Below are 26,646 nucleotides of genomic sequence, written 5' to 3' on the forward strand. Positions count from 1 at the left end.
AAGCAATTTCGCGCAGACCCCATCGACAACCACCCCTGTTTCACTGATCACCACCTGAAAGGCCACGACAATGTCTGTCGTAACTCGGCGCCCGCGTCCTCCCATGACCAGAAGCGGAGTCATGCGGCGAATGCCCGTGACCGTCGCCGACACCGGCGACTTCAAGAAGAGCATGGGGCTATGGCAGCTAGTGGCACTGAGCCTGGGCGGGTTGGTCGGTGCCGGCGTCTTCTCGCTCGCGGGCGTCGTGGCCCACGAGGTGTCGGGTCCCGCGGTCCTGATCTCGTTCGCGATCGCCATCATCGCCTCCGGTGCGGCGGGGCTGTGCTATGCCGAATTCGCGGGCATGGTCCCGAAAGCGGGCTCGGCCTACACCTATTCCTATGTCGCGCTCGGCGAGATCATCGGCTTCATGATCGGCTGGGACCTGTTGCTCGAGTACACCGCCATCGTCTCCGTCGTCGCCATCGCGGTATCCGGATACCTCAACTACATCACCCATGACATCGGATTCGACCTGCCCACTTGGGCTCTCGGTGCACCAGGTTCGGGAGACGGGCATAAGGTCGACCTGTTCGCGGTGGCGCTCTGCCTGCTGCTGGCGTTCCTGCTCTCGCGTGGCACCCGCGAATCCGCCCGCGTGCAAACCGGACTCGTCGTGCTGAAGATGGTGATCGTTGCGGTGGTCGTCATCGCGGGCGCTTTCCACATCAAGGCGGGTAACTACACGCCGTTTTTCCCATTCGGTGTCGGCAGCGCGGTTTCCGGTGCGGCACTGGCCTTCTTCGCGGTCTACGGCTACGACGCGATGAGCGCGGCCGCAGAGGAATCCAAGGACGGTAAGAAGTTGATGCCGAAGGCGATACTGATCAGCCTCGGCATTGCGTCGGTGGTCTACCTGCTGGTCTGCCTCGTCATTGTCGGCATGGTCAACTACACCGATATCAACGTCGCCTCGCCGTTCTCCAGCGCTTTCGACACGGTGGGCATAGGCATCCTCGGCCTCGTCATCGCGGTCGGCGCGGTCGTCGGCGTCACCACCTCCGCCTTCGCGAATATGCTCGCCGTCACCCGTGTCGGCTTCGCGATGAGCCGCGACGGACTGCTGCCGTCCTACTTCGGCAAGAGCAGCGAGAAGCGCAAGGTGCCCAGCAGGGTGATCTGGCCGGTCGGCATCGTTTCGGCGCTCATCGCCGGCTTCCTGCCGATCCGCGAGGCCGCCGAACTCACCAATGTCGGAATCCTGATGGCATTCATCGTCGTCGCGCTCGGCGTCATCCAACTGCGCCGGACCCGCCCGAACGCCGACCGTGCCTTCCGGACCCCCTGGGTGCCGGTGGTGCCGCTGATCGGAATCGGTTTCTCCATCTGGCTGATCAGCCACCTCGATGCGATCACCTGGTTGCGCTTCATCGTCTGGCTGCTGCTGGGTCTCGCGCTGTACTGGGGCTTCGGCTACCGGAACTCGAAACTGAACGAGAGCGAAAGCTGAGCCGATGAATCGGGCGACGCCCGGGGCTGCCTCCACTCACCCCCGACGATATGAACACCGACACGAAATTCAACCGTCGGGAGTTGACGTTGCGTCGGGGTGCGGTCGTGGCTACTGCGCGCGTCAGGCGGGGAAGTCGGTGGCGGGTGCGCTGAGCGCAGTGGCGTCCCGCAGGGCCAGCCAGGAAAACCCGGCATCGGCGACAGTGGTTTGTGTGGCTGAGACCAACCGTGAACTGGCTGATTTCCTGAGACGAGCCCGCAGCCAGGGCGATCCGTCGCGGGCGGGCCTGCCCCCGGACGGTCGTGTGCGCCGGGTGCCGGGCCTGCGCCGCGAGGAAGTCGCCCTTTTGGCCGGAGTGTCGACCGATTACTACGCCCGCCTCGAACAGGGCCGACGCATCACCCCCTCACCTGCCGTGGTCGAGGCGATCGGCCGTGCCCTGGGGCTGGATGCCGCAGCACACGCACACCTGCAGGACCTCATCGGAATCAGGGCGACGCCCCGACGAGGCCCCTGCCGTGTTCAGCGTCTCCGCCCCGGCCTCTACCAGCTCATCGACGCCCTCGACTGCGAACCCGTCCTTGTCCTGGGACGGCGCACCGATGTCCTCGCCGCCAACTGGATGGCCAGGGCGCTGTTCACCGACTTCGAGCAGCTGGCCCCCCGGCACCGCAACTACGCACGCTGGATGTTCCTCGACGACGACGCCCGTGCCCTGTTCGTCGACTGGGAGGACCAGGCACGAGCCGCGGTCGAGAGTCTGCGGCTCGAGGTCGGCCGCGACCCCCACGACCAGCACACGACAGCCCTCATCGCCGATCTGCGTGAACACAGCCCCGAATTCGACCATTGGTGGGAGCAGCACCGCGTCCACCAGCGCACCCACGGATCCGAACGCCTGTGCCACCCGCTGGTCGGCGAACTGACCGTCGAATACGAAACCCTCTCCCCACCCGGAGACCCCGACACGACCCTGTTCGCCTACACCGCCGAAGCGGGATCACCGTCGAAACGGGCTCTGGACCTCCTCGCGAGCTGGCCCCTCACCGGCTCCAGCACTCGCGCAGCATGCGCATGACCTGGACCACCTGCATTCGCAGCTCGCCGCTGCCGCCACAGGCCCGGGCTCTGCTCCGCCCCGGTTGGCAGCGGAAAAAGGCGGCAACGGAAGTTGAGACGGTCGAGGCGCGGCGTCTCAAGGGCCGCTGGCCCAGTTCGCCGAGCCACCAGCCGCGAATGATCATTTGCGTCGACACCCGGTCGCGACGTGGCTGCGTCGGACAGATCACGAGGGGCGAGCGGCGCGGGCGTCGGCGGTACGCCACGTGCTCGGCGGCTTTCCTGTGCCGCGCTGGAAGAAGGTGGTGAAGTTCGCGGCGTCTCGGAAGCCGAGACGCTGTGCGCACCTGCTCACCGGCAAGTCGGTGTGGGCGAGCAGCCGTTTGGCCTCCAGCACGATTCGCTGGTCCAGGAATTCCTTGGCGCCAACGCCTGTGGCGGCGCAGGTAGCCCGGGTCAGCGTTCGCCGGTCGTAGCCCGTCACCCGGGTGTAGTCGGCGACCTGGTGCCACTCCATGAAGTGCTCCTCGACCGCAGCCTGGTAGCGGCCGAAGACTTCCCGATGTCGTCTCCCACTGACGGCGGGGGTGGCGGCCTCGCCGGGCAGCACGCGCAGGACCAGCGCCGCCAGAAGATGGGAGAGCAGCGCGGGGGAGGCCAAGTGCGGCACCCGCACTGCCAAGTCGTGTTCGCCTCGCAGATGATCAGCTGCCAGCAGGGCGAGCGGTTGCACCTGCGGTGCCAGGTGCCAGGTGGCGGACGCGGAGAGATCCCACGCCGGAGTCGGGCCCAGGTCGGGCAGGAAGCCGGGCCGGAAGAGAACCAGGGGACCATCAACGCCGTCGACGTCGCTCCAACGGTGCACCATGCCCGGCCGGATCCACACCACGTCCCCTTCTCCCAGGAGATACGTCTCGAAGTCCGCTATGTGACTGCCCCTGCCGGAGGCGACCAGAGCGAGCACATGAAAATCCGGTCGCTGCGGCCGGGTGCGGGCGCCTTTGCCGTCCATCTTCCGAAGCTGCGCGAAACTGAGGACCTCCACACCGTATGCCGCCCCGAAGGCGGGCAAGTAGCTCAGTTGCCGAACAGAAGAGTGTCCGATTTTCACAAGATTTGCGTCTCTATCCACCAGGAAGCAGTTACATGACAACTGTAGCTTCGAAGGCGTCACCTGCTGATCAGGTCAGGAATAGATGGCACGGCGGCGGAAGCGGCAGCGTTCCGCGCCCCGTCGACGTTGTGGGAAGGGCGCGGAAATGACGGAAAACACAAGCACTGTACGTGTGGCAGGCGGCACTATCGAGGTGCGCTCAAAGGGGCACGTCGGGCCGGCGCTGGTGTTCGTCCACTACTGGGGCGGCTCCGCCGCCACCTGGAACGGGGTCATCGAACGGCTTCCGGCCGAACAGGTCACCGTCCGCTTCGATCAGCGCGGCTGGGGCACATCACAGGCACTGCCCGGCCCCTACACCCTGGACCAACTCGCCGACGACCTCTCGTACGTGGTCGAAACCTTGGCCCTCGGGCCGTTCGTGATCGTCGGCCATTCGATGGGAGGAAAGGTGGGCCAGCTCGTCGCAGCACGCCGGCCTGCGGGACTGGCGGGCCTGATTCTGGTTGCGCCCGCGCCGCCGGAGCCGCCCGCCGCGGTGACCCCGGACTATCGGGAGGGGCTCTCCCACGCGTACGACTCGCCGGAGTCCGTCGAGCAGGCGCTCGTCCATGTCCTAACTGCCGTCCCGTTGCCGGAGTCGCTGCGGGCTGCTGTCTTACGCGACAGCCTCGCCGTCCACCCCGAGGCCCGGCGGGAGTGGCCGTTGCGGGGTATAGCAACAGACATCACGGACGCCGCCCGGGCGATCGACGTCCCTGTGACGGTCCTGACTGGGGAGAACGACGCGGTGGAACCGCCACACGTGCTCCGAAACCACCTGCTGCCGCACATCCCGCACGCTCAGCTGAGCACAGTCCCCGACGTCGGCCACCTCCTGCCCCTGGAAGCACCCGACGCGCTCGCAGCGGAGCTACGCAGCCTCACTGTCCGTCTCGGCAGCTAACTGCTCGAAGCTACGCCCCCGAGCTCGGGCGGACATCGCTGTCCGGCCCGGTCGATGTCCTGGTCGAGGTCAGTTCACCTGGCGCGCATCCTCGCCCCAATACTTCTTGCGCAACTCGCGCTTGAGGATCTTGCCCGCACCCGAGATCGGCAGCTCGGTGACGAGCTCGAGGCTGCGCGGCGCTTTGTAGCCTGCGATGAGAGCCTTTGTGTGGTCACGGATCTCGTCGACGGTGACCTCGGCACCCGGCTGGCAGATCACCACCGCGTGCACCCGCTCGCCCCATTCGGTGTCGGGCACGCCGACCACCGCGCAGGAGGCGACGGCGGGATGTGTCGCGATCGCGTTCTCCACTTCGGCGGAATAGACGTTCTCGCCGCCGCTGACGATCATGTCCTTGATCCGGTCGACCACGAATACGTAGCCGTCCTCGTCCATATATCCGCCGTCACCGGTATGCATCCAACCGTCGCGAACCGCCGCGGCGGTGTCCTCGGGACGGTTCCAGTAGCCGAGCATGACATTCGCGCCGCGCACGACGATCTCACCGACCGTGCCGCGCGGTACCTCATTGCCGAGATCATCGACAATGCGGACCTCGACATGCGGTGCGGCTCGACCGGCGGCACGGAGCAGGCCCTTCTCGTGATCCTCCGGACCCAGCAGAGTCGCCACCGGAGCCAGCTCGGTCATGCCGTAACACTGGGTGAAGCCAGCGCTCGGGAATGCCTTCATCGCGCGGTCCAGCACCGCCTCGGAGATCGGTGAGGCGCCGTAGAGGATGTGTTCCATGCTGGTCAGGTCGTAGTCGGCGCGCGCGGGGTGGTCGACGACGAGCTGGATCATTACCGGAACCAGCAGGGTGTCGGTCGCCCGGTGGTCGGAGATGGCCTTCAATACGGCCTGCGGTTCGAACATCGGAATGATGATGTGCGAGCCGCCGAGCATCACCTGCGCCGTCCAGCCCGCCAGGTCCGCGAGATGGAACATCGGGGCGGCGTGCAGGAACCGCGCGCCCGGATGCGGCAGATATCCGGTCGCGAGAGCACCGAGTGTCGAATTGATCAGATTCGCGTGACTGAGCATGACGCCCTTGGGGAACCCGGTGGTCCCGCCGGTATAGAACAGCCCAGCCAGTTCGTCACCGCCGCGGCGAGCGTCCTCGATAGGGTCGGTGGCCGCCACGAGTTCCTCGTAGGACAGCGCACCCTCGGGTGTCGGACCGTCGCCATAGTGGATCACCGTCTTCAGCTCCGGGTAGCCCGCTTTCAGGGCTGGCAGCATCGGCGCGAACGCATCGTCGATGAACAGCACGGCGGTCTGCGAGTCCGCCAGCGAGTAGATGATCTCGGCGGGGCTCCACCGGATGTTGACCGGGTTCACAACGGCATTCGCCCAGGGAACCGCGAGCAGATATTCGCCGTAGCGGTCGGAGTTCAGCCCCAGCATTGCCACTCGATCCCCGTCTGCCACACCGAGTCCGCGCAGCGCACCAGCCAATCGCGCCACCCGATCGTGTACCTGCTGAAACGTCGTGGTCCGCTCGCCACAGATGAGCATGACATCGTCCGGGTGCTGCCGAACGGCTCGATGCAGGCCTTGGGTGAGATACATTTCGCTTCCTTACTTCCTGGCTTCGCGCATGACCGGGCCGTCCCCGACACGTCGCCCGATGCCACGCGCGATACCCGAGGTGACGAGGCGATTGGCCGGATCGAGCAGCCACAGCAACGGCTGGAGAACCGGCTCGCCTTCCAAGGCGAATGTCCACGTCAATCTCGTACCGCCAGTGGTCTTTTCGAGGGCGATATCTTCGGCGAAGCGGCGCAACCCTGGTATGGAGGCCGCGTCGACGGTAAATGTCATGCGCTCGTCGACATTCCAGCGATAGAACCGCTCCTCGAGCCGCACCGCGCCCGCCAGTGTCACCACCCGCGTGGCGTCCACGCCGAAGGGGCGCGGGGAGGTCCACTCCACTCGGGTGATCATCGGCGACCACGACACCAGGGCGTCATCGTCGCACAGCGCTTTCCACACCTGTCCCGGTGAGGCCGAGAGATCGACGTTATGGACGTATCGGCGGCTGGCCGTGGCGAGAAATGTGTCATCGGATTCATCGAGGGCGTACTTGCGTGCCATAGCTGTCGTCCTTTTCGGCGGGCTCAGACCGCGATGGTGTCGGCGGGGTCGAGATTGGTGGTAATGAACTGGGCGGCGGCGCGGTATGCCGAGCGCGACTCGGGAACCAGGGCCGCCAGCGCATGGAATACGTGCATCTGATCCGGCCACACCTGCAACTCGCAGTGGGCGCCCGCGCTGTCGAGCCGGTCGGCGAGGTCGATCGAGTCCGCGGTCAGGAACTCGGCGTCGCCGACCTGAATCAGCGTCGGCGGCAACGCCATTCCCCGCACGGGACGTAATTCCAGGCGTGGGTCGGCGGAACCGTCGGTGTACAACTCGACCAGCGCCCGCGCCCGCATAACCGATATGAAGGCATCTCGCCTGGTCCGCTCGCGTTCTTCCGCGATCGCGAGACTCAGATCGTTCATCGGCGAAATCAACACAACCGCCGCCGGTTGCGGCGCATCGTTACGCGCGTTCTCGATGACCAGATCCATGGCCAGGAATCCGCCCGCCGAATCACCCGCGATGACAATCCGATTCGGCGAGTATCCCTGCTCGATCAACCACCGGTACCCGTTCGCCACATCGTCCGGAGCGGCCGGGAACCGGTGTTCCGGTGCCAGCCGATAACTGACGCTGAACACCGGCAGTCGAGTGGCGGTGGACAGTCGTGAGGTCACTCCGCGGTGGGTTCGGGGCGAGCCCGCGAAGAACCCGCCGCCGTGGATGTAGAAGATCACCGCGTCGGTGCGGGTGGCCTTGGGCCCGCGCACCCACTCGCCCCGCACCGCTGCCTTCCGCACCTGCTCGACGAGCGTTCCGCGCAATGGCGGACACAGCACCTGCAGCGCGTAGGAAAGCAGTTGCCGTGCAACCCGAACTCCGTACCGATCGACCGGAGCGATACCGGTGGCGGGACGAACGGTTATACCCGCCAACTGACGAGATATCCGGGAGCGAACCGATCCTCGAGCGGCGGTCATGAAGCCCGACCGTTGCGCTCTTCGACCGCCCGGACCAGCGCCTGCACCCCGGCATCGCGGGCAAGTCGGTTGTCCAGCACCACGTTCACCGCGCCGCGCAGCAGGGCGTACGGCTCCCAGCCGCTGGGGGCGATGGTCCGCGCGGCCCGCCGACCGATGCCGTCGGCGATGGTCTCGGCGGCCTCGGCAGCGGTAATACGCACATTGAGCGGCCAGGGCAGCATGTCCCCGAGTGCGCGCCCCAACTCGTCCGCGTCGAGGGTGCCATGCGTCATGGCCGTCTCCACAACGCCGAAGTAGGCCACACCCGCCGTGGCACCGACCGCGGCCAATTCGACCCGCAGCGCACGCCCGAGTTGCTCGACGCCCGCCTTACTGATCATGTACGGCGCACCGCCCATACCCGGCGCGAAGGCGGCCGCCGACGAGACCACCACCACATGACCTTTCGCAGCGATGACATGGTCCAGCGCCGGATGCACCGTATTGAACACACCGGTGAGATTGATGCCGATGACACGGTCGAAATCGCCGCCGTCGATGGTCCGCAATGTCGCCGGACGCGGGACCACACCCGCATTCGCGACCACCACGTCGAGGCGGCCGAACCTGGCCACCGCCGCCGCGGTGGCCTTGTCCATCGACTCACGATCCGCGACATCGGCCGCGATCGCATACGCCCGAGCACCCAGTGCTTGCGCCGCGGCGCGGGCGGTCTCCGCATCGATGTCCACCAACGCGACCGAGGCCCCACGGGCGTACAGGATCTTCGCCAGTTCCAGGCCGATGCCCTGCCCGGCACCCGTGATCAGCACCGCCTTGCCGCGCACGTCATATGCCGGGCCGCCGGTCCAGCGCAGCGGGTTGAGCTGTCCGATGTCCATCAGGCACTCACCTCATAGGAATCAGCGTCGAATCTGCTTGTGCGGCTTCGGTATTCGAAACTCCAGTTCGGGTAGAGGCCCGCATTGTGGCCGTCCGGTGTCTGGTAGTAGCTGTGACATCCGCCGGTGAGCCACACCGTCGAGCGGCTGCGTTCGGCCATCTCGTCGAGGAACGCGGCCTGCGCCTGCGGCAGTACCTCGACGCGGCGTGCGCCTTCGGCCCGCATCGTTTTCAATGCGTCCACGATGTAGGCGATCTGCGACTCGATCATGTAGATCGCCGATTGGTTTCCGGCCGCTCCGAAGGGCCCGAGGGTGAAGAAGAAGTTCGGGAAACCCGACAGAGCACTGCCGAGATAGCTTTGCGGACGCTTCTCGTACAGCTCGGCAATGGTCAGGCCGTCGCGCCCGGTGAATCGGCCGAATGCCGCTGAGACAGGCTGGAATCCGGTGCCGTAGATAATGGTGTCGACCGGAATCTCGACACCACCCCGGGTCACGATCGAGTGCGCGCGCACTTCGGCGATGCCATCGGTGACGACCTCGACATTGTCGCGATCGAGCGCGGGCAGGTAGGCGTCGGAGAAGATCGCGCGTTTGCAACCGATCATGTAGTCCGGAGTCAGCACCTTGCGCAGCCGCGGATCGCGGACCTGACGGCGCAGCTGCCACTTGCCGAGCAGTTCGTACGGGTGGCGGAATCGATTGTCCACGAACCCGATCAGCCCGAATCCTTCGATCAGCGTATAAATGCCACCTCGAATTGCCTTACCTGCCAACGGCAATCGGCGCAGCAGCTGCCGCTCCAGGCCGAGCGTCCTGCGGTCCATGCGCGGCACGATCCACGGCGCCGAGCGCTGGAACAGGGTGAGCGCGCCGACCTTGGGCTGGATCTCCGGCACGAACTGCACGGCCGATGCGCCCGTGCCGATCACCGCGACCCGCTCGCCCGTCAGATCGTGCGCATGATCCCAGTGCAACGAATGAAATGCCTTGCCCTGAAATGTCTCCGATCCCGGCAGCGACGGGTATTTCGCCTCGCTGAAAACCCCGGTCGCGGAGATCACGAAGTCCGCGGTGAAGTCTCCGCTCACGGTGCTGACGCGCCACAGCGATTCGGCATCGTCCCACCGGGCATCGAGCATCTCCGCGTTGTAGCGGATATGGCGCACCACATCGTGTCGTTGCGCCACCGATCGGAGGTAGGCCAGGATCTCTTCCTGTCGACCGTAGGTGCGCGACCAGTTCGGATTCGGGGCGAAGGAGTAGCTGTACAAGTGCGATGGCACGTCGCACGCACAGCCCGGATAGGTGTTCGCGCGCCAGGTGCCGCCGAGGTCATCGGCACGTTCCAGAATTACGAGATCGTCGAATCCGGCTTCGCGCAGCTTTATCGCCAGACCGATTCCGGCGAAACCGGCCCCGACGATCACGATGTGGCGGTGTTCGGTCACGGTGGCCATGGTCAGCGGGTCCTTCCGTGCAGCACCGCAACGAGCCGGTCGACAACGGTGTCGATGGCCGCGCTGCGAGCGAAGGTGGTGAGCGCGAGCGGCGACGCGAATCGTTGGCGCGTTGTCGCTTTCGCGTAGGTGAATTCCTTGAGACCGTCGGGGCCGTGTACGCGGCCGAATCCGGAGCTGCCGACTCCGCCGAGCGGAAGTGTCGGGATGGTCGCGTGTGCGACAAAGGCGTTGATCGATGTGCCACCGGCTCGGATGCGGTCGGCGATCCGCCTGCCGTTACGTCGGGCGAACACCGTGGCGCCGAGTGCGTATTCGCTGGCATTGACGCGCTCGATCGCCTCGTCCATATCGCGCACCTTCGCGACGGTCAGGGTGGGACCGAACGTCTCCTCGGTCACCGCGGCGGAATCCTCCGGAACATCGACCAGGATCGTCGGTTGGACGAACTGCCGGTCGACCGTTTGTGGGCCGCCGAGCAATGCGGTAGCGCCACGAGATATCGCGTCGTCGATATGTCTGCGGATCACCTCGATCTGCTCGAGCATGGTGATCGGGCCGATCTTCGAATCACCACCGCCCGCGCTGATTCCGCGTGCGGCCGCGACCAACGTCGCGACGAACCGGTCGTAGACGTCGGCGTGGACATAGACGCGTTCCACGGCCAGACAGGTCTGCCCGGCATTCGACAGCCCACCCCACACTGCCGCATCGGCCGCGGCATCCAGATCGGCGTCGACGTCGACGATCAACGCATCCTTGCCGCCGCATTCCATCAGCACCGGCGTGAGGTTCTCCGCACACGCCGCCATGACCCGTTTACCGGTGGCCGTCGATCCGGTGAAACCGATCTTGCCAACGGCGCTGCGGCACAACGCCGCGCCGGTCTCGGCGAGACCGGTGACCACAGACAACACCGGATGTTCCGGCACAACAGCAGCAAAGGCATCAGCGAGCCATACGCCGGTGCCGGTGGCGTACTCGCTCGGCTTGAACACCACGGCATTTCCGGCCGCTAGCGCGAACGACAACGATCCCATCGGCGTGAACACCGGATAGTTCCACGGACCGATCACACCGACGACACCGAACGGCCGGTACTCGACGGTTGCCTCCTGGTTGATCGCCAGCAGCCCCGGTGATACCGAGCGGCGGCCGAGCACGCTCTCGGCATTGCCGGCGGCCCACTTCAGGTGTTCGAGCGCCATCGCGATCTCGAGCTTCGCGTCCGAAATGGGCTTACCCATCTCGGTGTGGATGATCTCGGCCAGTTCCGCGCGTCCGCGGGCGATCTCGCCCCGCCACGCGTCCAAGCGTCGACGGCGCTCGGCGAAACCGAGCGCGCCCCACCACGCGCTGGCATCGTGTGCTGCCGCCACGGTCGCGTCGACGTCGGCGGCGGACTGTGCCGGGTAGCTACCGACCGCACGCCCGGTGGCGGGATCGTAGACCTCGAAGGTGGAAAACTCGCGGCCCGCAGTCATTTTGATGGTTGTCGTCATGGGACTTTGCTGTCCTTCCGCGCCACGATCAGAGGTCGAGGACGAGTCGATCGCCCGCCGCGCGTGATACGCAGCTGAGCATGTGGGTGTCGCGCTCACCCTCGGTCAGCGTTCGGTCGCGGTGGTCCACCGCGCCGGCGAGCACCGCGACCTTGCAGGTGCCGCAGAAACCTTGCTGGCAGGAGTAGACGGCGCCGGGAAGCTCGCGCCGGATCGCGGCGAGTGCCGTCTCCTCGGCTCCCACCCGAACGGTCGCGCCGGTTCGTGCCAGCTCGACATCGAATTCCTTGCCGTCCACGACCGGGAGCGCCGAAAAACGTTCCGTGTGCAGCGAACCCGTCGGGTTGACGGTGAACATCGTCCGCTGCGCGGCGGCCAGCACCGGCGGCGGACCGCACACGTACACCGCCGCACCGGCCTGCGCCCGAGTGATCAGTTCGGCGACATCCGGGATGCCGAATTCGCTGTCGGGCCGAATGTCGAGCTCGCCGCCCCGCAGCCGCGCCAACTCGTCGAGGAATGGCATCGTCGCCCGCGATCGACCGAGGTACACCATCTTCCAGCGGGCTCCGGCGGCGTCGGCCGCCTTGACCATCGGCAGGATCGGTGTAATCCCGATACCGCCCGCCACAAAGAAATACGACGGCGCGTCGATGAACGTGAACGCATTGCGCGGTCCGCGCACCCGGACCGCGTCGCCGGGGCGCAACGCATCATGGACCTCGCGGGACCCGCCGCCACCGTCGGCAATGCGCCGAACAGCGATTCGGTAGCGGAAACGATCGCTCGGGTTGCCGCAGAGCGAGTACTGCCGCTGACGGCCCGAGGGCAGCAACACATCGAGGTGCGATCCAGGCTTCCAAGCAGGCAGCGGCCCGCCATCAGATGCTTCGAACGTCAGACTCACGACGTCCTCGGCCTCGATGCGTACCTGCTCGACGACGAGATCCAGTTCGAATCCCGTGCGGCGCACCGGATTCGAACGCGATAGCACGGATGCGGCGGAACCGGCGACGAACACGCGCAGATAGGCATCCATCATCGCGCCGAGGACACGCAGGCTGGCGGGCGGCGTGAATTCCGGTGCCACCGTATCGGTTCCCATCAGTGGCCCGCGGCGCGCGCCGCGGGAGATTGCGCGAGGTAGCGCAGCGCGGTGTCCATCGGGCCGAGCTGCGACGGATGGAAGCCCGGACGCAGATAGCGCGGCAGTTCGGTGAAGAACACCGTGAAACTCGGGATGACACCGCGGACCGTGGCATTCACGAACTGCAGCGGCCACAGCCGTCCCTTGTTCGGCTCGGGGTCCTTCCGGTACAGATACGCCGTCGAAATGATGAACAGCGGCAACAGAGTCGCACTGGCGAGGACCGCGGTGCGCACCTTCCGGGCATAGCCACCGTCCAGATACATGTACGCGTCATAGACGACGCTGCGGTGCTCGACCTCTTCGGCGCCATGCCAGCGGACCAGATCCAACATCGTCGGATGCATGCCCTTCTTCTCGAGGACCTCCGCCGCGAGCAGCCATTCACCGAGGACAGCGGTGTAGTGCTCCATGCCGGCGAACAGGCCGAGACGCTCCTCGAGCCACTCCTGCTTCGCGCGACCGGTCAGTCCGTGGTCGCCCAGGATCCGGTCGACCAGCCACGCGATCTTTCGCACATACGACTCGACGTCGAGTCCGATCGATTGCAGGTGCTGACGGGCACGTTCGTGACTGCTGGCGTGCATCGACTCTTGGCCGATGAACCCCGCAACCTCTTCACGCAGCCGCTCGTCCTGGATCAGCGGCAATGCCTCGGCCAGACAGTTGGCCATCGCCCGCTCCCCCTCGGGCAGGACGAGGTGCATGACATTGACGATGTGCGTGGCCAGCACCTCGCCCGGGATGTAGTGCATCGGAACGGATTCGAAGTCGAAATGGACGTCCCGAGCATTGATCGCGTGCGCTTCATCGCTGTAGTGGTGCTTCGCTGCACCGGCAGTCTCAGCCATGCACCGACAGTACATTGCAACATTTTCTATGGCAATGTGGCAGCAACAAATAGTTCGAGAATGTTGCACGGCGTCCATTTCTTGCTATCCTCATCGACGTGAGCCCCACGACTGCGACCTCGACGAACAAGCCCGAGATCGACGATTCGGTGGAGGCTCGCATCCTCGATGCGGCCCTCATCCAGTTCGAAAAGGTGGGCGTCAAGAAGACGACGATCGAGGACATCGCACGACAAGCCGATGTCGATCGAGTCACCGTCTATCGGCGGATCGGCTCCCGCGACGATGTGGTGCGGGCGGTCATGACCCGCGAAGTGGAGTCGTTGCTCGCCGAACTCGGCGCGATATCCGCGCGCAACGACAGTGTCGATACCCTCGTGGCCGACATCTTCGTCACGGTGATCACACGGTGGCGCACACACCCGCTCGTCAACCGGATGCTGGCACTGGAACCGGACCGCGTCCTGCCCCAACTCACCACCGATGGCGGACCCATCTTCACGATGTCGGTGGCGGCAACGGCCACCACACTTCGCAGCGCTGTCGAAAACGGGCTGCTACCCGATGCCGCCGACCTGGATACCCGCGCCGAAATCGTCTGCCGCATCGTGCACTCGTTCATCCTGCAGCCGCACGGAACGATCACACTCGAATCCGAGGATGACCTCGCGACCTTCGCGCGAAAATATCTGGTGCCGATCATCACCGGATAACAGGGGCGCACGCCTTGCGCCCCTCCATATTTGGTGTAGCGCCATCGGGCGTGACGTGTCCGTCTGCACCGCAACCGAATTGGCCGTGGCGCTACGATCGCTCAGGTGACTGCACCGAAACTTCGAGCAATCGATGCGAGCGGACGGGCGCTGGACGATCCAACCGACACCGAGGTGCACGATCTATTCGCGAGCCTGAACGCACGCTGGATGTTCGCGATCGTCGAAAGGCTCGATCGCGAGCCGGCGAACCAGTTCTACTTCCAGATCCACCTCGACTACGTCGGTGACCAGAATCCCGACGCCGACGAGGAAGTCGACGTCGACTACGACGTCGAGTTCCGCGACGGCGGCCCGGACGAGCACTACCGCGCCAGGATCACCGGAATGTACGGCTTCACCGGAATGGATCTCGTACACAAGGTATTTCGCGCCTGGCGAGCCGAAGACCCCGAGCTGAGAGAGCTGCTGCAGTGGGAACCGCTGAACCTCGACAGCTGATACCCCGGGTCTCTGCCATCTCCGGTCTTCCGTGCCGTGGAGTTCCGGCTCCACGGACCCGGATGCATTCGGTGGCGAGCCGGTCTCCGAGGTCGTCGATGAGCGTGTCGAGTGCTCGACGAATTGCATTCATGCTGATTTCCATATCGTGAAATCCGTATTGTGCCAAGCGGTTCGGCCACCACATTATTGACACACCATCGGCACGACGCCTTTGCACACGGCGAAGGCATACGGAGATGTCAACCATGAAGCTCTTCACTCGGCGGCGCGCGGTCGACCTGATGCGCCTACCGCACGGAATCTGTCACCGCTGACCGGGCTCCGGCGCAGTTCGAAGCGCCATCGGGCCAGCCAACTGCCTGTTCGCGGCCGGCATCTCACACACCCACCGCACTACCCCGAGCCCGAATCCGTTCCGGTTCGAATGTCTTCGTTCGCCGTGCCCGAAATATGTCGGCGAATAACCGAAAAGAAAGGTCGGATCATGACCAACGTCATCAGCAATTCCGTTCAGGAGAATGTGGCCGACGCAGAGTCGAGCACGCCGGAAATCTCCGTACGCCCCGTCGCCGGGCATATCGGCGCGGAAATCAAGGGTGTCGACCTGTCCCAACCTCTCGATGACGCCGTCGTCGCCAAGATCCGCCGAAAGCTGCTGAAGTACAAGGTCGTGTTCTTCCGCGACCAGCAGATCGGCCACGCCGAGCAGATCGCCTTCGCGCGGCGGTTCGGCGAGCTGACCCACGCGCACCCGCACGAGGACGCGCCGCCAGCGGAATTTCCGGAGATCCTCACGATCGATCCGAAACGCTACGAGCAGAAGTACGGCAAGAAGTTCCGCGACCAGTACGCGAAGCGCCAGTACACCTACTACTCGGGCTGGCACACCGATGTCACCGCCGCGGTGAACCCGCCCGCCGCCTCGCTGCTGCGCGCGGAAACGGTGCCGGACTTCGGGGGCGATACGACTTGGACCAACCAGGCCGCCGCGTACGCGGGACTTTCCGAACCGCTGCGGAATCTGGTCGACGGGCTCCGCGCGGAGCACCGGTTCCTGGCCGGTCAGGAGCGCGGCGACGAGAACGACGAACTGTCGCGCCGGATCAAGGCGAATCTGCTCGTCTCCCACCACCCGGTCGTCCGGGTCCACCCCGAAACGGGCGAGAAGGCGCTGTTCGTCAATCCCGGTTTCACGACCCGGATCCTCGACCTGTCCGCGGTCGAGAGCCGCAAGCTGCTGGAACTGCTGTACGAGCACCTTACTCGCCCGGAATACACCGTCCGATTCAAGTGGGAGCCGGGCAGTGTGGCGTTCTGGGACAACCGTGCCACCGCACACCTGGGTCCGCAGGACCTCGACCACCTCGATGTCGAGCGAGTACTGCACCGGGTGACGCTGATCGGCGACCGGCCGGTCGGTCCCACCGGATACACCTCGGAGATCGTCGAGGGCGAGGAATTCCGCGCGACCGCCAACGTCAAGGTCGCCTGACCGGAAACGAGTGCGACGCAGCCGATTTCACAGATGTCAAGCCCCTGCATCCCGGGCTCCGACCAACTCGGCCGATTATGTGACAGATCTCCTTTTCACTCCGTAGACTGCGGGCACGAGGGAGGTGTCGCAAGGACGCCACTCCGGTTGATCAGAAAGACACCAAGTTCGTGATGCGTTCCGCGGTAATCGCAGCTTTCGTCGGCGCAACCCTGCTCGCAGGCACCACCGGTACCGCAACCGCGGATATCGCGGTCGAGCCGGGCACCGGATCCAGTTCTGGTTCGGGCACGCTCACCACCGGATCGGCGGGCGGAGCCACAACCACCGGCTCCTCCGGGACCGGATCGGCCGGGGCCGCCATGAAAGGCTTCGAGAGTCTGCTCTTCGGCGGGCCGCTGTTGTGCGCCGCGCTCGGCAGCGCGGTCGGCGGAACGCTCAGTTGCGCGGGCACGGCAGGCCCGGTCATTCCTTGATCCGATATGCGAAAGGCCCCCGGCGGTTTCTTTCCGCCGGGGGCCTTTTCGCTATCCGAGCAGGTCAGCGATTGTCGGCGTTACCCGCCTTCCATTCCGGCCACGGAATGTTCCAGTCACCGAGACCGTCCACGCCCGACAAAGTGCCACCCACCGTGTTCTTGACGATGGTGATATCGCCGCGCTTGGCGTTCTGCAGCACCCACAGCGCGTTCGCCGGACTGAGGTTCAGGCAGCCATGGCTGGTGTTCGAATAGCCCTGCGCACCAACCGACCACGGCGCGGAGTGGAAGAAGATGCCCGAGTAGGACAGTCGGGTCGCATAGTCGACCGGCGTCTTGTAGCCGTTCGGCGAACTGACCGCCACGCCGTAGGTCGAGGAATCCATGATGATGCGATCGAAACGGTCGCCGACGATGTAGATGCCGTTGTCGGTGGGCGTGCTGTCCTTGCCCATCGAGGTCGGCATGGTCCGCACCACCTGACCGTTCATCTCCACCGTCACCTGCTTGGTGTTGTCGTCCGCGGTGAAGATGGTCGGTTCGCCGATGGTGAAGAAGGAGTGGATGTTGTCCTGGCCGAACAGTCCTTTGCCGAGATCGCGGCCATAGACGTTCACATCGATGGTGACCTTGGTGCCCGGCGCCCAGAAATGCTCCGGCCGCCACCGGACCTCACGGTTGTTCACCCAGTAGAAGGCACCCTCTACCGGCGGCTCAGTGGTGACCTTGATCGCATTCTGCGCGGCCTTGCGGTCCGGGATGTTCTCGTCGAACTGCACGGCGATCGGCTGGCCGATGCCGACCACCTCCCCCTCGCCGGGCAGCAGAAACGGCTTGGTCTGACTGTCCGGCGAGCTGGTGGTGAAGCTGAGCACGGTGGAGTTCGCGCCGCCGAGACCGATCGCGTCGGCCTTGACCTTGTAGGTCTTGCCGTAGCCGAGCACCTCGGTGGTCTCCCAGCTCCGCCCGTCGGCGGCCAGCTTGCCGCCGACCGGGGCGCCCTGCGGGTTGGTCAATGTCACCGCGGTGAACTTGCCGTCATCGACCTTGAACGTCATCGGCATGCCAGGAGAAACGCCTACGTCACCGTCCTTGACCGGCGATAACAGCTTGGGCTTCATCAGTTCGGTGATCGGATTGCGGTCGATGGCGACCGATGTGGCGTCGGCGGCGTTGGATGACGAGCATGCCGTCAGGGCCAGCGCGAACACCGCGAAAACGACTGCAGGTCCGGTGATCTTTCTCATCAACCGATGTCGACCCTGACCAACGCTCATATTCAACCCCGTTTCAAGTCTCGGTGCCGCCAGCGCACCGATGCTTCGGATCCAACCGACACACACGTTCCTCCCGCAACGCCGATGGTGTTCGGTCAAGATCACGCCCCGCCATTCTGCCAGGTCGGAAGGCATGATCCAACGTGAAACCATTCCGACGCTGGCGAGTTCACCGGTTAGATCACTTCCATCCAGCGCCGTGTTAACACCGGCCGCGAACTCCCCATCCGCCCCGGTCAGAAACCGATTTCACTTATGGGCACTCCGCCTGTTAATCTTTGTCCCGCACCGGAACACGGAGCACAGCGAGATACGCGCCATTAGCTCAATTGGCAGAGCAGCTGACTCTTAATCAGCGGGTTCGGGGTTCGAGTCCCTGATGGCGCACAGATTTGCGCTGGGCAGTGAGATTTGTTATCACTAGCCCGGCGCTGACGCGTTTCTGCATGCGGCTGGTCATCCCCGCATCGTAGCCACTCAAAGCCGCATTCGCGGATCTCTTCATGCCCCCTTGTCGGTCACGACACAGGGACTTTGTCACGAGTGCGCACGCCACGCCCCCCGAACTGCTGGATGCGGTCTACGTCCACGGCGATCACGCTCGGTAACGATCCGGCCCACCCGGACGTGTCGTAGCTCACATCTACGCCGACGACGCCCCGGTCGCGCTGCCGGTCGACGTGGCCGTGGCGAAGCTGCGCGAGCTGGCCGTTGCCCGCCGTTTCGACACCCGCCCACCGATCCCCACCGCATTCCCAGGAAGCGACACCGTGTCGATCACGACGGTGGATCGCCGGCGGAAATAGTTCCGCCCCGACGCTGGTTAGTTTCCATGGAAACCAAATTGCGGGTCGGCGATCAGGCCGGCACCGATCTTGGAGGAGGGCACCTCATGAGCACCATCGACTTGACTCCCACCGTCGACATCCGCCGTGCCGAGGACCGGTTCAAGTCCGACTTCGGTTGGCTGGATTCCAAGCACTCGTTCTCCTTCGGCCACCATTTCGACCAGGCCAACACTCATCATGGGCTGCTGCTGGTCAACAACGACGACATCGTCGATCCCGGTACGGGGTTCGACACCCATCCACACCGCGACGTGGAGATCGTCACGTGGGTGCTGGAGGGCTCGCTGGTCCACCAGGACTCCACCGGCCATAACGGCGTGATCTACCCCGGCCTGGCCCAGCGCATGAGCGCCGGCACCGGCATCCTGCACTCGGAGAAGAACGACTCGTGGCGGCTCAGCGGCAACGTCCACCAGGACCCGGTGCACTTCGTGCAGATGTGGGTGGTGCCCGACGAGGCCGGCATCACCCCCGGTTACGAGCAGCTCGAGATCGAGCCGGAACTGCTGTCCGGCAGTCTGCTGCCGGTCGCCTCGGGTATGCGCAAACATGATGGCCAGGCCGCGATCCGGATCCGGAACTCGCACGCGGCCCTGTACGCCGCGCGGCTCGCCCCAGGACAGTCGGCGCACCTGCCCGACGCGCCGTTCCTGCACCTGTTCGTGGCCCGCGGCGCGGTGACACTGGAGGGCGGAGGCCCGCTGCATACCGGCGACGCGGTGCGCTTCACCGCTACCGGCGGCCAACAGGTCACCGCGAGCGAGCCCGCCGAGATCCTGGTCTGGGAAATGCACGCCGGCGTCCAGTTCTGACCCCCGGTACCCATCCACCGTCAGGGGGATCGCTCCACTTGATCGAGAACCCTGACTACGCCGGCTCGTCGACGTAGGCCAACGTGCTCGACGAAGCGGTGTCGGTATCGCCGATCGACTGGAAGCCGTTGCGAGCCGCTGGGCTGGTGTTGCACCGAGGCGTGTCGCCAACCCGGAGCCTGGGATCCGATCACCAACCGTTGCGCAACGAAAGGTTGCGCGTATGGGGCGTGCCGGATACGCTGACATGCAACCATTGGTTGCGTTGAAGGCTAGGAGGGTCACATGGAATACGGAAGCATCGAGCGGGAGCTCCACATCGACGCCACCCCCGACGTGGTGTACCAGGTGATCAGCTCTCCAGAACACCTGCGCGAGTGGTGGCCCGACAACGCCGAGCTCGACCCGATCTCCGGCGCCACCGGCACGATCACCTTCGGCGATCCGGCCTCGGCGGACGCGAAGGTCGAGAGGCTCACCGTCGTGGAGGCCGACCCGCCCCGCCTGTTCGTGTTCCGCTGGGTGTACGACGAGGGCGAGTCGGCGGCGCCGGACAACTCCCTTCTCGTCACCTTCGCCCTCGTTCCGTCCGGTGACGGCACGCTGCTGCGTTTCAAGGAAACCGGCTTCCGTGAGCGCGGTTGGGAGGCAGCCGTGCTGGAGGAGACCTACCTCGACCACGCCCGCGGCTGGGACCTCTTCCTCCCGCGCCTCGTCACGTACGCCAACAAGTTGGTTGCGCGGCCGTGAGCACTGCGATCGATGACAACCTCTGGTCCGCGGTCGGCGACCCGACCCGGCGACGGATGCTCGACCTGCTCCTTGCCGAGGGAGGCGGTACGGCGACCACGCTCAGCGACCGCCTGCCGGTCACCCGGCAGGCGGTCGCCAAGCACCTCGGTGTGCTGGACCGTGTCGGCCTGGTGCACATGATGCCGGCGGGGCGCGAGCGCCGCTACGAGGTAGACGAGGCACAGCTCGCCCGTGCGGTCGCCCAGTTGTCCGCCGTCGGCGCGACCTGGGACGCCCGGCTGCGGCGGATCAAGCGCATTGCCGAGCAAATCCAACGCAGCAAGCAGGGCTGACCGTCCTGCACACCCACGTTGCGCCGTCACGGACGTGCGCGCGCCGGACAACCGTGCCTGCACGAGATCCCGCAACCACCCGATCAATGGACACGAAAGAGACAAGGACCCGATCACTCATGACAATGCAATCAACCGGCAGCCACGAAATGAACACAGCAAGCGCAGCCCACACCGAGCGCGGCTACTCGACGTCGTACACGGTCGAGCAGTCACCGGAGGAGGTCTTCGCCGCCATACTGGACGTCGGCGCCTGGTGGACGGGCCAAGTCGAGGGGCGTGCGGACGGGCTGGGTAGCGAGTTCACCTACCGGCACCCTCCCCAGCACTACAGCCTCCAGCGCGTGATCGAGCTCGATCCGGGCCGCCGCGTGGTCTGGCGGGTCACCGATAGTCACCTGGCGTTCATCTCGGAGCCGGGTGAGTGGACCGGCAGTGACATCGTGTTCGACATCGTCCCCACGGCCGGCGGCGCCGAGCTGCGGTTCACCCACGTCGGCCTGGTACCGGACGTCGAGTGCTTCGGCGCGTGCTCCACGGCTTGGCTGCACTACATCAACGGCAGCCTCCGCAGCCTGATCACCACAGGAGCGGGCCTGCCCGATCCGTGGTGACCGCCCGGTCGAGCGGGCGGCTTTCTGAAGCCACCGGCGGTCAAGGAGCCGACAGCGATTCCGGCTCTGCGTTGGCTCAGCCACGACATCCACCCAATCGATAAGGAGAAAAGTGAATGGTGATCGCAGGCGCAACAATTCTCGTCACCGGGGCCAATCGCGGTATCGGGCAGGCGCTGGTTGGCGAAGCCTCGAGGAAGGGCGCCGCGGGAGCCTCGCCGTCAATCTCTTTGGGGTCAATCTCTTTGGGCCACATAGCGTGACACACGCTTTTCTGCCGCAGCTGACCCGGTCTCGGGGAGCTGTTGTCAATGCTCTGTCGCTGGGTGCATTGGCCCCATTGCCGCCGGTTCCGGCCTATTCGATCTCCAAGACTGCCGCGTTGTCGCTGACCCTCTCGCTGCGTGCTCATCTGGCCGGCCACGGCGTGAGCGTCCACGCCGTTCTGACAGGCCCAGTGGACACGGACATGTCCCGAGGATTCGACATACCGAAGACGAGTCCGGAATCCGTCGCGCACGCCATCTTGGACGGGGTGGAGAAGGGCGAGGAGGACATCTTTCCCGATCAGACCTCGGCGCCCGTGGCGGCCGGCTGGCGCAACGGTGTGGTCAAGGCACTCGAGCGCGAGTTCGCCGCGTTCGTCGAAAATCCGGCAACGCGCTAGCACGCGAAGGCGCACGGCTCCAACACCGACGGTTGGATGATGGAACCGGACGAATTGGTCGCCTTTCGATTCTGCATGACGAGGTCAATGATATTTCCTCAACAACCGCGGCGACGAGGCGTTGGGGACTACGTGGAGTTATCTCGATGTGACGCCGCTGGGGCGCCAGGAGCAGTTTGAGGATTCGCCCGAAGGCTATCCCCACACGGCGCCCTACGAGTGGTGGAACTGGCACGACAGCTATGAAGGGCAGGCCGAACCCGAACAGCAGTGGTTGGACAAGATCACCGGCGGCGCCAAGGCCGGGGTCATCGAGCACAAAAAGGTACCGTCCGCCTGCTGTGCGCACCCAGCGGATCCGGGGAGTTAACAGCAGTTTCTGAGCACCGCCAGCAAATTGACCGGACTCTCGATCAGCGGGTTCGGAGTTCGAGTCCCTAATGGCGCACCAGCAAAATCCCCCCATCGGCGGCATGCCGATGGGGGGATTTTTGTTCGTTCAATGCGGTAACGCACCGCCATCGCAGCGATAGCGCGGGGTGTGTCGTTGGACACTTGCCTGATCGGCGCCGATCAGCTGGCCCATGGCGGGTTGATGACAGTTCCGTCGAGCAGTTCACCTTGGAAGCCGACCGGAACGGTCACCACGAGGGTGGCGGTTTCGGTTCCGTTGTTCTCCAGGTTGATGGTCGAGCCCGCCGGGGCGAGGGCCGCATCGCCCGCCCGCAATTCCTCCGGCTGACCGTCGATGGTCAGCGTCACCACGCCCGCGATGATCACGAACGCCTCCTCTCGTAAAACCTTGTGCGGCATACCCTTCAAACCCGCGGGCACCTGGGTCTGCCAGACGCACAGTTCGGTACTGCCCATGCCGGGGCGGATGTAGGAGGTGAATCGGGTGCCGTGCATTTCGTGGGTTTCGGCCTCGGCGGCACGGGTCACAGGCATGTCTTACTCCTTCATTTGGTCAAGCAGCTTGACTATATAGTCAAGCTGCTTGCCCATCCGTGTCAAGATGTCAGTCATGTCCGATCTGAAACCCGCCTCGACCCTGCGGCCCGGACAGGATCTCGCCCTGCTCCTGCTGGCCGCGGGAGCGGCCGCGACCGACGCCATCCACGCGGGAGTGGTCGCCGCCGGATTCGCCGACGTGCGGCCGACGCACGGGTTCGCCTTCGTTCGATTGGCACCGAGCGGCGCGACGGTCGGCGAGTTGGCCGAGCATCTGGGGGTAACCAAACAGGCCGCCAGCCAGTTGGTGGACGAACTCGTGCGCAAGGGCTACGCCGAACGCAACGCACATCCAGACGACGCCCGCGCACGACTGATCACCCTCACCGATAAGGGATGGGCCTGCACACGCGCGGCGGATGCCGCGGCGGCGAACTTCGCCGACCAGTGGGCGGCCATTTTGGGCCATTCCGCGGTCGCCGAATTGCGTAACAATTTGACCCGCGTGGTGCCCCCAGGAAGGGTCCGCCCGGCCTCTTGGTGACCAAATTGAGACAAAGTGGCCTGCGTTACAGGTAAAAATTTGTGACCTGCGCCACATAGCGTTTAGCAGCAAACTCCCAGCATGGAGGGGGTATCCAGGAGCCCGACCAGGGCTTTCCAAGATCGGCAACCCTGTTCGTTCACTATTCGTTTACCCTGCATTAACCCATCGTGACCAAGCTGAGATCAGGTCACGAACAGACCAACAGTTCGGTTACACCGTGGAGCAATCCACACACAGTCGGAAAACGACCGCAAACGGCAGATGGGTTTCACCCGCCGCGGTCGCTGGAGATAGCAGCGGCACCACAGCCCGCGACCGCATTCTCCCCCCGCACGACAGCGGCACCCGCCGGGAACCGACCCCGGGTGGCTCTTAACCGCTTCGGGCGCCAGGGCTCGCCTGGCCTTCAAATCAAAATCCGAAAACAGCATATGAACCGATTCAGACGGGCTTCACACCGGGTGCCCCGTCGGAGATCCGCGCTGCCTCCACCGGGCCGGATCGCCTCTCTGGACACGATCAAGGAACTGATTTCGAAATGCTCGACAAACGCCTCTCCGCTTTCCGCCGCCTGTCGCTCCGTGACAGTGTCACCCTCGCTGTCGCCGCAGCCGGCATCATCGCCGTCGGCACCTCCTCCGTAGTCGCGCTGGCCGACGACAGCGTTCCGTCGCGCATCGCCATGGTCGCCGAGGAGCAGCCCGCCGCCCCCGCGGTCACCCCCGCGGCCGCGCCGGTCGACGCCCCGATTCCCGGCCTGCCCGAACTGCCCGCGCTGCCCGCACTGCCCGAACTGCCGCCGGTCCCCGGCCTGACCCCGCCGCCGCCCCCGGCCCCGGTCTACGAGGACAACCTCGACGGCTGGATCCACCACGCCCTCGACATCATGGCCGCACAGGGCATCCCGGGCAGCTACAACGGCATCTACCGCAACATCATGCGCGAATCCGGCGGTAACCCCCAGGCCATCAACCTCTGGGACTCCAACGCCGCCGCCGGCATCCCGTCCAAGGGCCTGCTCCAGGTGATCGACCCCACCTTCAACGCCTACCACGTCGAGGGCACCGCCTGGGACATCTGGGACCCGGTGGCCAACATCACCGCCGCCTGCAACTACGCGGCGCACCGCTACGGCTCGATGGACAACGTCAACTCGGCGTACTGATCCAAGACCGCCTCGACAACGCCTCCCCGCCCGACCGCGGGGAGGCGTTGTCGTAGGGTCGACGCAGAACACCCACCATCGATGTGGACTGCGCCATGACCGATTACGCCCATTCCGACCACGCGTCGAAGAGCCGCGCCGAGAAGGCGCGCCGCCTCGCGGCCTATATCTGGGATCGCGGCATCACCGGGGCCGAACTGCTGGATATGCCCGCGGCGATCCTGCGGAAGCTGGCGCGCGCCGCCGAGACGAACCCGCCGAGCACCGGCGAAACCTGGACGACTGTGGCCAACCTGCTCGACGAGAAGGACACCTGGGCCGCGCGTCATCCGAACCATCCTGCGGCACAACGCAATCACACCGAGGAGAAGCTGCTGTGGGTGAAGCCGCCGATCACACCGTGGTGATTCAGTAACCGAGTTCGGTACCGCTCTGCGCCTCGGCGACCACCTTATCGGCCAGCGACCGCAATGCCCGCGCCTCCGCGGGCGTCATGGGATCGACAAATATCCGCCGCACCAGTTCAACATGGTTCGGCGCCGCCTTTTCGAGCACCTTGCGCCCTTCCGGCGTGAGTTCGACCAGAATCCCCCTGGCATCGTCGGCGGCCGGGCGACGGTCGACGAGTCCGCGAGAATCCATGCGCGCCAAGTGTTTCGAGAGTCTGCTCTTCTCCCAGCAGACCTCGGCGGCCAACTCCTTGGCGCGCATGCAGCCGCCGGGGGCGGCCGATAGCGGCACCAGCAGTTCATAGTCGGCGGTGGACAGGCCGTCCTCGGCCAGCCCGGCCGCGAGTGCCGCGTCCAGCCGCTGGCGCAGCCGGATAAAGGCCTGCCAGGTCTCCTGCTCGTCATCGTTCAGCCATCGGACCACGGGAATGATCCTAGCCAGCCTTTGGTTGACATGGACACCAAGCATTCAGGAGGTGCCCATGCCAGCCATTACCGTCCCCGACATCATGGTGCTGCCGCGACTGCCCCGCCCGACCGACGCCACCCGCGAGCGCAAGGTCGGCAGTATCACCACCGCTCATAAGCAGCGCGAAGGTGCGGGCTTCGAAGTGCGTCGCCCGTTCCCGAGCATGGATCTGCGCTCGGCCGATCCGTTCATCCTGCTCGACCAGATGGGCCCGGTCGCCTACGAGCCATACGAGGCCAAGGGCGCACCGTGGCATCCGCATCGCGGATTCGAGACCGTCACCTATGTCATGGACGGCACCATGGTGCACCACGACTCGAACGGCGGCGGTGGCGTCATCAGCGAGGGTGACACCCAGTGGATGACGGCCGGATCCGGCATCCTGCACGACGAACTGCCCGCAGAGGATCTGGTCATCGCGGGCGGCTGGTTCCACGGCATCCAGCTGTGGGTCAATCTGCCGCGCGCGCAGAAGATGGCCAGCCCGCGCTACCAGGATCTGCGCGGCTCCGAACTGACGCTGGTCAGCTCGCACGACGGTGGCGCGCTGGTGCGCATCATCGCGGGCGAGATCGGCGGCTTCGAGGGCCCCGGCTCGACCTATACCCCGATCGCCTACGCGCACGCCTCCATCACACCGGGCGGACAACTGGAAACCCCTTGGCCGCAACGGTTCACCGCGATGGCATATGTGTTGTCCGGCAGCGGAACGGTGGGCGCCGAACGCCGACCGGTCAGCGAAGGCCAACTAGCCGCCTTCGGCCCGGGCGACTCGCTAACCCTTACCGCGGATCCGGTGCAGCACAACCGAACCGGCGAGCTGGAGGTGCTACTGCTCGGCGGCCAGCCGATCAAAGAGCCTGTCGTGCAATACGGTCCGTTCGTCATGAACACCCGCGCCGAAATCATCCAGGCAATGGCGGACTACCAGGCCGGACGAATGGGAAATATTCCAGCCGAACACTCGGCGGGCAAGCGCCTGGGCGAGTGATGGCGGTAGCGGTGAT

General features: G+C 65.3%; 28 protein-coding genes, 1 tRNA gene and 2 pseudogenes. 19 read left to right on the forward strand and 12 right to left on the reverse strand.

The genetic code is table 11. The features are described 5' to 3' along the window. Window positions 1–103: 103 nt before the first annotated feature. Window positions 104–1,492: an amino acid permease gene (locus tag ACQP2D_RS35500; protein WP_433680299.1), complete on the forward strand. Its 1,389-nt coding sequence runs from the start codon at window positions 104–106 to the stop codon at window positions 1,490–1,492. A 214-nt stretch (window positions 1,493–1,706) separates the two neighbouring features. Continuing rightward, a complete protein-coding gene (locus ACQP2D_RS35505; protein ID WP_433680300.1) occupies window positions 1,707–2,573 on the forward strand; it encodes a helix-turn-helix transcriptional regulator in 867 nt (288 codons plus the stop codon). Window positions 2,574–2,780: 207 nt separating this feature from the next. On the opposite strand, the gene ACQP2D_RS35510 is transcribed toward ACQP2D_RS35505, so the two are convergent. Then, window positions 2,781–3,566: a helix-turn-helix domain-containing protein gene (locus tag ACQP2D_RS35510; protein ID WP_433680301.1), complete on the reverse strand. Its 786-nt coding sequence runs from the start codon at window positions 3,564–3,566 to the stop codon at window positions 2,781–2,783. Between the two features lie 247 nt (window positions 3,567–3,813). Here ACQP2D_RS35510 and ACQP2D_RS35515 point away from each other — a divergent pair, with 247 nt between their 5' ends. Beyond that, entirely contained in the window at window positions 3,814–4,614 is an 801-nt protein-coding gene (locus ACQP2D_RS35515) for an alpha/beta fold hydrolase (RefSeq protein ID WP_433680302.1), read from the forward strand. Window positions 4,615–4,683: 69 nt separating this feature from the next. Here the strand turns inward: ACQP2D_RS35515 and ACQP2D_RS35520 are convergent, their stop codons facing one another. Genes ACQP2D_RS35520 through ACQP2D_RS35555 form a run of 8 tightly spaced genes read right to left on the reverse strand, consistent with a single transcriptional unit; the run spans window position 4,684 to window position 13,568 of the window. Continuing rightward, window positions 4,684–6,228, reverse strand: a complete 1,545-nt coding sequence (locus ACQP2D_RS35520; protein ID WP_433680303.1) for an acyl-CoA synthetase — start codon at window positions 6,226–6,228, stop codon at window positions 4,684–4,686. Between the two features lie 9 nt (window positions 6,229–6,237). Further along, entirely contained in the window at window positions 6,238–6,753 is a 516-nt protein-coding gene (locus tag ACQP2D_RS35525; RefSeq protein WP_433680304.1) for an SRPBCC family protein, read from the reverse strand. Between the two features lie 23 nt (window positions 6,754–6,776). Then, complete coding sequence (locus ACQP2D_RS35530) at window positions 6,777–7,721, reverse strand: alpha/beta hydrolase (RefSeq protein ID WP_433680305.1); 945 nt, start codon at window positions 7,719–7,721, stop codon at window positions 6,777–6,779. Beyond that, the gene (locus ACQP2D_RS35535) at window positions 7,718–8,605 is read right to left on the reverse strand and encodes a short-chain dehydrogenase/reductase (RefSeq protein WP_433680306.1); all 888 of its coding nucleotides are present in this window, start codon (window positions 8,603–8,605) and stop codon (window positions 7,718–7,720) included. The genes ACQP2D_RS35530 and ACQP2D_RS35535 overlap by 4 nt, the downstream gene beginning before the upstream one ends. After that, the gene (locus ACQP2D_RS35540; protein WP_433680307.1) at window positions 8,605–10,068 is read right to left on the reverse strand and encodes a flavin-containing monooxygenase; all 1,464 of its coding nucleotides are present in this window, start codon (window positions 10,066–10,068) and stop codon (window positions 8,605–8,607) included. Before ACQP2D_RS35540 ends, ACQP2D_RS35535 begins: the two co-directional genes overlap by 1 nt. Window positions 10,069–10,070: 2 nt before the next feature. Next, window positions 10,071–11,552 (reverse strand): aldehyde dehydrogenase family protein, encoded by a 1,482-nt coding sequence (locus tag ACQP2D_RS35545; protein ID WP_433685859.1) that lies wholly within the window; start codon window positions 11,550–11,552, stop codon window positions 10,071–10,073. 46 nt (window positions 11,553–11,598) lie between these two features. Then, window positions 11,599–12,675: a PDR/VanB family oxidoreductase gene (locus tag ACQP2D_RS35550; protein WP_433680308.1), complete on the reverse strand. Its 1,077-nt coding sequence runs from the start codon at window positions 12,673–12,675 to the stop codon at window positions 11,599–11,601. After that, window positions 12,675–13,568: a metal-dependent hydrolase gene (locus tag ACQP2D_RS35555; RefSeq protein WP_433680309.1), complete on the reverse strand. Its 894-nt coding sequence runs from the start codon at window positions 13,566–13,568 to the stop codon at window positions 12,675–12,677. The genes ACQP2D_RS35550 and ACQP2D_RS35555 overlap by 1 nt, the downstream gene beginning before the upstream one ends. A 98-nt stretch (window positions 13,569–13,666) precedes the next feature. On the opposite strand from ACQP2D_RS35555, the gene ACQP2D_RS35560 reads away from it, so the two are divergent. The 4 genes from ACQP2D_RS35560 (at window position 13,667) to ACQP2D_RS35575 (ending at window position 16,753) form a co-directional block, all read left to right on the forward strand. After that, window positions 13,667–14,281, forward strand: a complete 615-nt coding sequence (locus ACQP2D_RS35560; RefSeq protein WP_433680310.1) for a TetR/AcrR family transcriptional regulator — start codon at window positions 13,667–13,669, stop codon at window positions 14,279–14,281. 105 nt (window positions 14,282–14,386) lie between these two features. Further along, a complete protein-coding gene (locus ACQP2D_RS35565; RefSeq protein WP_433680311.1) occupies window positions 14,387–14,782 on the forward strand; it encodes a hypothetical protein in 396 nt (131 codons plus the stop codon). Window positions 14,783–15,269: 487 nt separating this feature from the next. Next, window positions 15,270–16,277, forward strand: a complete 1,008-nt coding sequence (locus ACQP2D_RS35570) for a TauD/TfdA dioxygenase family protein (RefSeq protein WP_433680312.1) — start codon at window positions 15,270–15,272, stop codon at window positions 16,275–16,277. Between the two features lie 173 nt (window positions 16,278–16,450). Next, window positions 16,451–16,753 (forward strand): hypothetical protein, encoded by a 303-nt coding sequence (locus ACQP2D_RS35575; RefSeq protein ID WP_433680313.1) that lies wholly within the window; start codon window positions 16,451–16,453, stop codon window positions 16,751–16,753. A gap of 64 nt (window positions 16,754–16,817) precedes the next feature. Here ACQP2D_RS35575 and ACQP2D_RS35580 read toward each other — a convergent pair whose 3' ends face one another. After that, complete coding sequence (locus tag ACQP2D_RS35580) at window positions 16,818–18,032, reverse strand: L,D-transpeptidase (RefSeq protein ID WP_433680314.1); 1,215 nt, start codon at window positions 18,030–18,032, stop codon at window positions 16,818–16,820. Between the two features lie 314 nt (window positions 18,033–18,346). On the opposite strand from ACQP2D_RS35580, the gene ACQP2D_RS35585 reads away from it, so the two are divergent. The 8 genes and pseudogenes from ACQP2D_RS35585 to ACQP2D_RS35620 form a co-directional block, all read left to right on the forward strand. Beyond that, window positions 18,347–18,419: transfer RNA gene (locus tag ACQP2D_RS35585), tRNA-Lys, on the forward strand. A 505-nt stretch (window positions 18,420–18,924) separates the two neighbouring features. Next, window positions 18,925–19,692 carry a pirin family protein gene (locus ACQP2D_RS35590; RefSeq protein WP_433685860.1) on the forward strand — a complete coding sequence of 256 codons (768 nt, stop codon included), beginning with the start codon at window positions 18,925–18,927 and terminating at the stop codon, window positions 19,690–19,692. A 285-nt stretch (window positions 19,693–19,977) separates the two neighbouring features. Continuing rightward, a complete protein-coding gene (locus tag ACQP2D_RS35595; protein ID WP_433680315.1) occupies window positions 19,978–20,442 on the forward strand; it encodes an SRPBCC domain-containing protein in 465 nt (154 codons plus the stop codon). Next, entirely contained in the window at window positions 20,439–20,777 is a 339-nt protein-coding gene (locus ACQP2D_RS35600; RefSeq protein WP_433680317.1) for an ArsR/SmtB family transcription factor, read from the forward strand. Before ACQP2D_RS35595 ends, ACQP2D_RS35600 begins: the two co-directional genes overlap by 4 nt. 125 nt (window positions 20,778–20,902) lie before the next feature. Then, entirely contained in the window at window positions 20,903–21,391 is a 489-nt protein-coding gene (locus tag ACQP2D_RS35605; RefSeq protein WP_433680318.1) for an SRPBCC family protein, read from the forward strand. Between the two features lie 259 nt (window positions 21,392–21,650). Next, window positions 21,651–21,857 (forward strand): annotated as a pseudogene (locus ACQP2D_RS35610) (SDR family NAD(P)-dependent oxidoreductase); the annotation flags it as partial. Between the two features lie 3 nt (window positions 21,858–21,860). Next, a complete protein-coding gene (locus tag ACQP2D_RS35615) occupies window positions 21,861–22,058 on the forward strand; it encodes a hypothetical protein (protein WP_433685984.1) in 198 nt (65 codons plus the stop codon). Window positions 22,059–22,149: 91 nt separating this feature from the next. Beyond that, window positions 22,150–22,428 (forward strand): annotated as a pseudogene (locus ACQP2D_RS35620) (DUF899 family protein); the annotation flags it as partial. Window positions 22,429–22,631: 203 nt separating this feature from the next. Here the strand turns inward: ACQP2D_RS35620 and ACQP2D_RS35625 are convergent. Next, window positions 22,632–23,006 carry a cupin domain-containing protein gene (locus tag ACQP2D_RS35625; protein ID WP_433680319.1) on the reverse strand — a complete coding sequence of 125 codons (375 nt, stop codon included), beginning with the start codon at window positions 23,004–23,006 and terminating at the stop codon, window positions 22,632–22,634. Window positions 23,007–23,082: 76 nt separating this feature from the next. Here ACQP2D_RS35625 and ACQP2D_RS35630 point away from each other — a divergent pair, with 76 nt between their 5' ends. The 3 genes from ACQP2D_RS35630 (at window position 23,083) to ACQP2D_RS35640 (ending at window position 25,128) form a co-directional block, all read left to right on the forward strand. Next, a complete protein-coding gene (locus tag ACQP2D_RS35630) occupies window positions 23,083–23,553 on the forward strand; it encodes a MarR family winged helix-turn-helix transcriptional regulator (RefSeq protein WP_433680320.1) in 471 nt (156 codons plus the stop codon). Window positions 23,554–24,094: 541 nt separating this feature from the next. Beyond that, window positions 24,095–24,721, forward strand: a complete 627-nt coding sequence (locus ACQP2D_RS35635; RefSeq protein WP_433680321.1) for a transglycosylase SLT domain-containing protein — start codon at window positions 24,095–24,097, stop codon at window positions 24,719–24,721. A gap of 95 nt (window positions 24,722–24,816) precedes the next feature. After that, window positions 24,817–25,128, forward strand: coding sequence for a hypothetical protein (locus ACQP2D_RS35640; protein WP_433680322.1), 312 nt, complete (start codon window positions 24,817–24,819; stop codon window positions 25,126–25,128). A gap of 1 nt (window position 25,129) precedes the next feature. Here ACQP2D_RS35640 and ACQP2D_RS35645 read toward each other — a convergent pair whose 3' ends face one another. Continuing rightward, the gene (locus ACQP2D_RS35645) at window positions 25,130–25,594 is read right to left on the reverse strand and encodes a MarR family winged helix-turn-helix transcriptional regulator (protein ID WP_433680323.1); all 465 of its coding nucleotides are present in this window, start codon (window positions 25,592–25,594) and stop codon (window positions 25,130–25,132) included. 58 nt (window positions 25,595–25,652) lie between these two features. Here ACQP2D_RS35645 and ACQP2D_RS35650 point away from each other — a divergent pair, with 58 nt between their 5' ends. Then, the gene (locus ACQP2D_RS35650; protein ID WP_433680324.1) at window positions 25,653–26,630 is read left to right on the forward strand and encodes a pirin family protein; all 978 of its coding nucleotides are present in this window, start codon (window positions 25,653–25,655) and stop codon (window positions 26,628–26,630) included. Window positions 26,631–26,646: the final 16 nt, after the last annotated feature.

The sequence above is a fragment of the Nocardia sp. CA-119907 genome, from assembly GCF_050955995.1.
In the GTDB taxonomy this organism is placed as follows: Bacteria; Actinomycetota; Actinomycetes; order Mycobacteriales; family Mycobacteriaceae; genus Nocardia.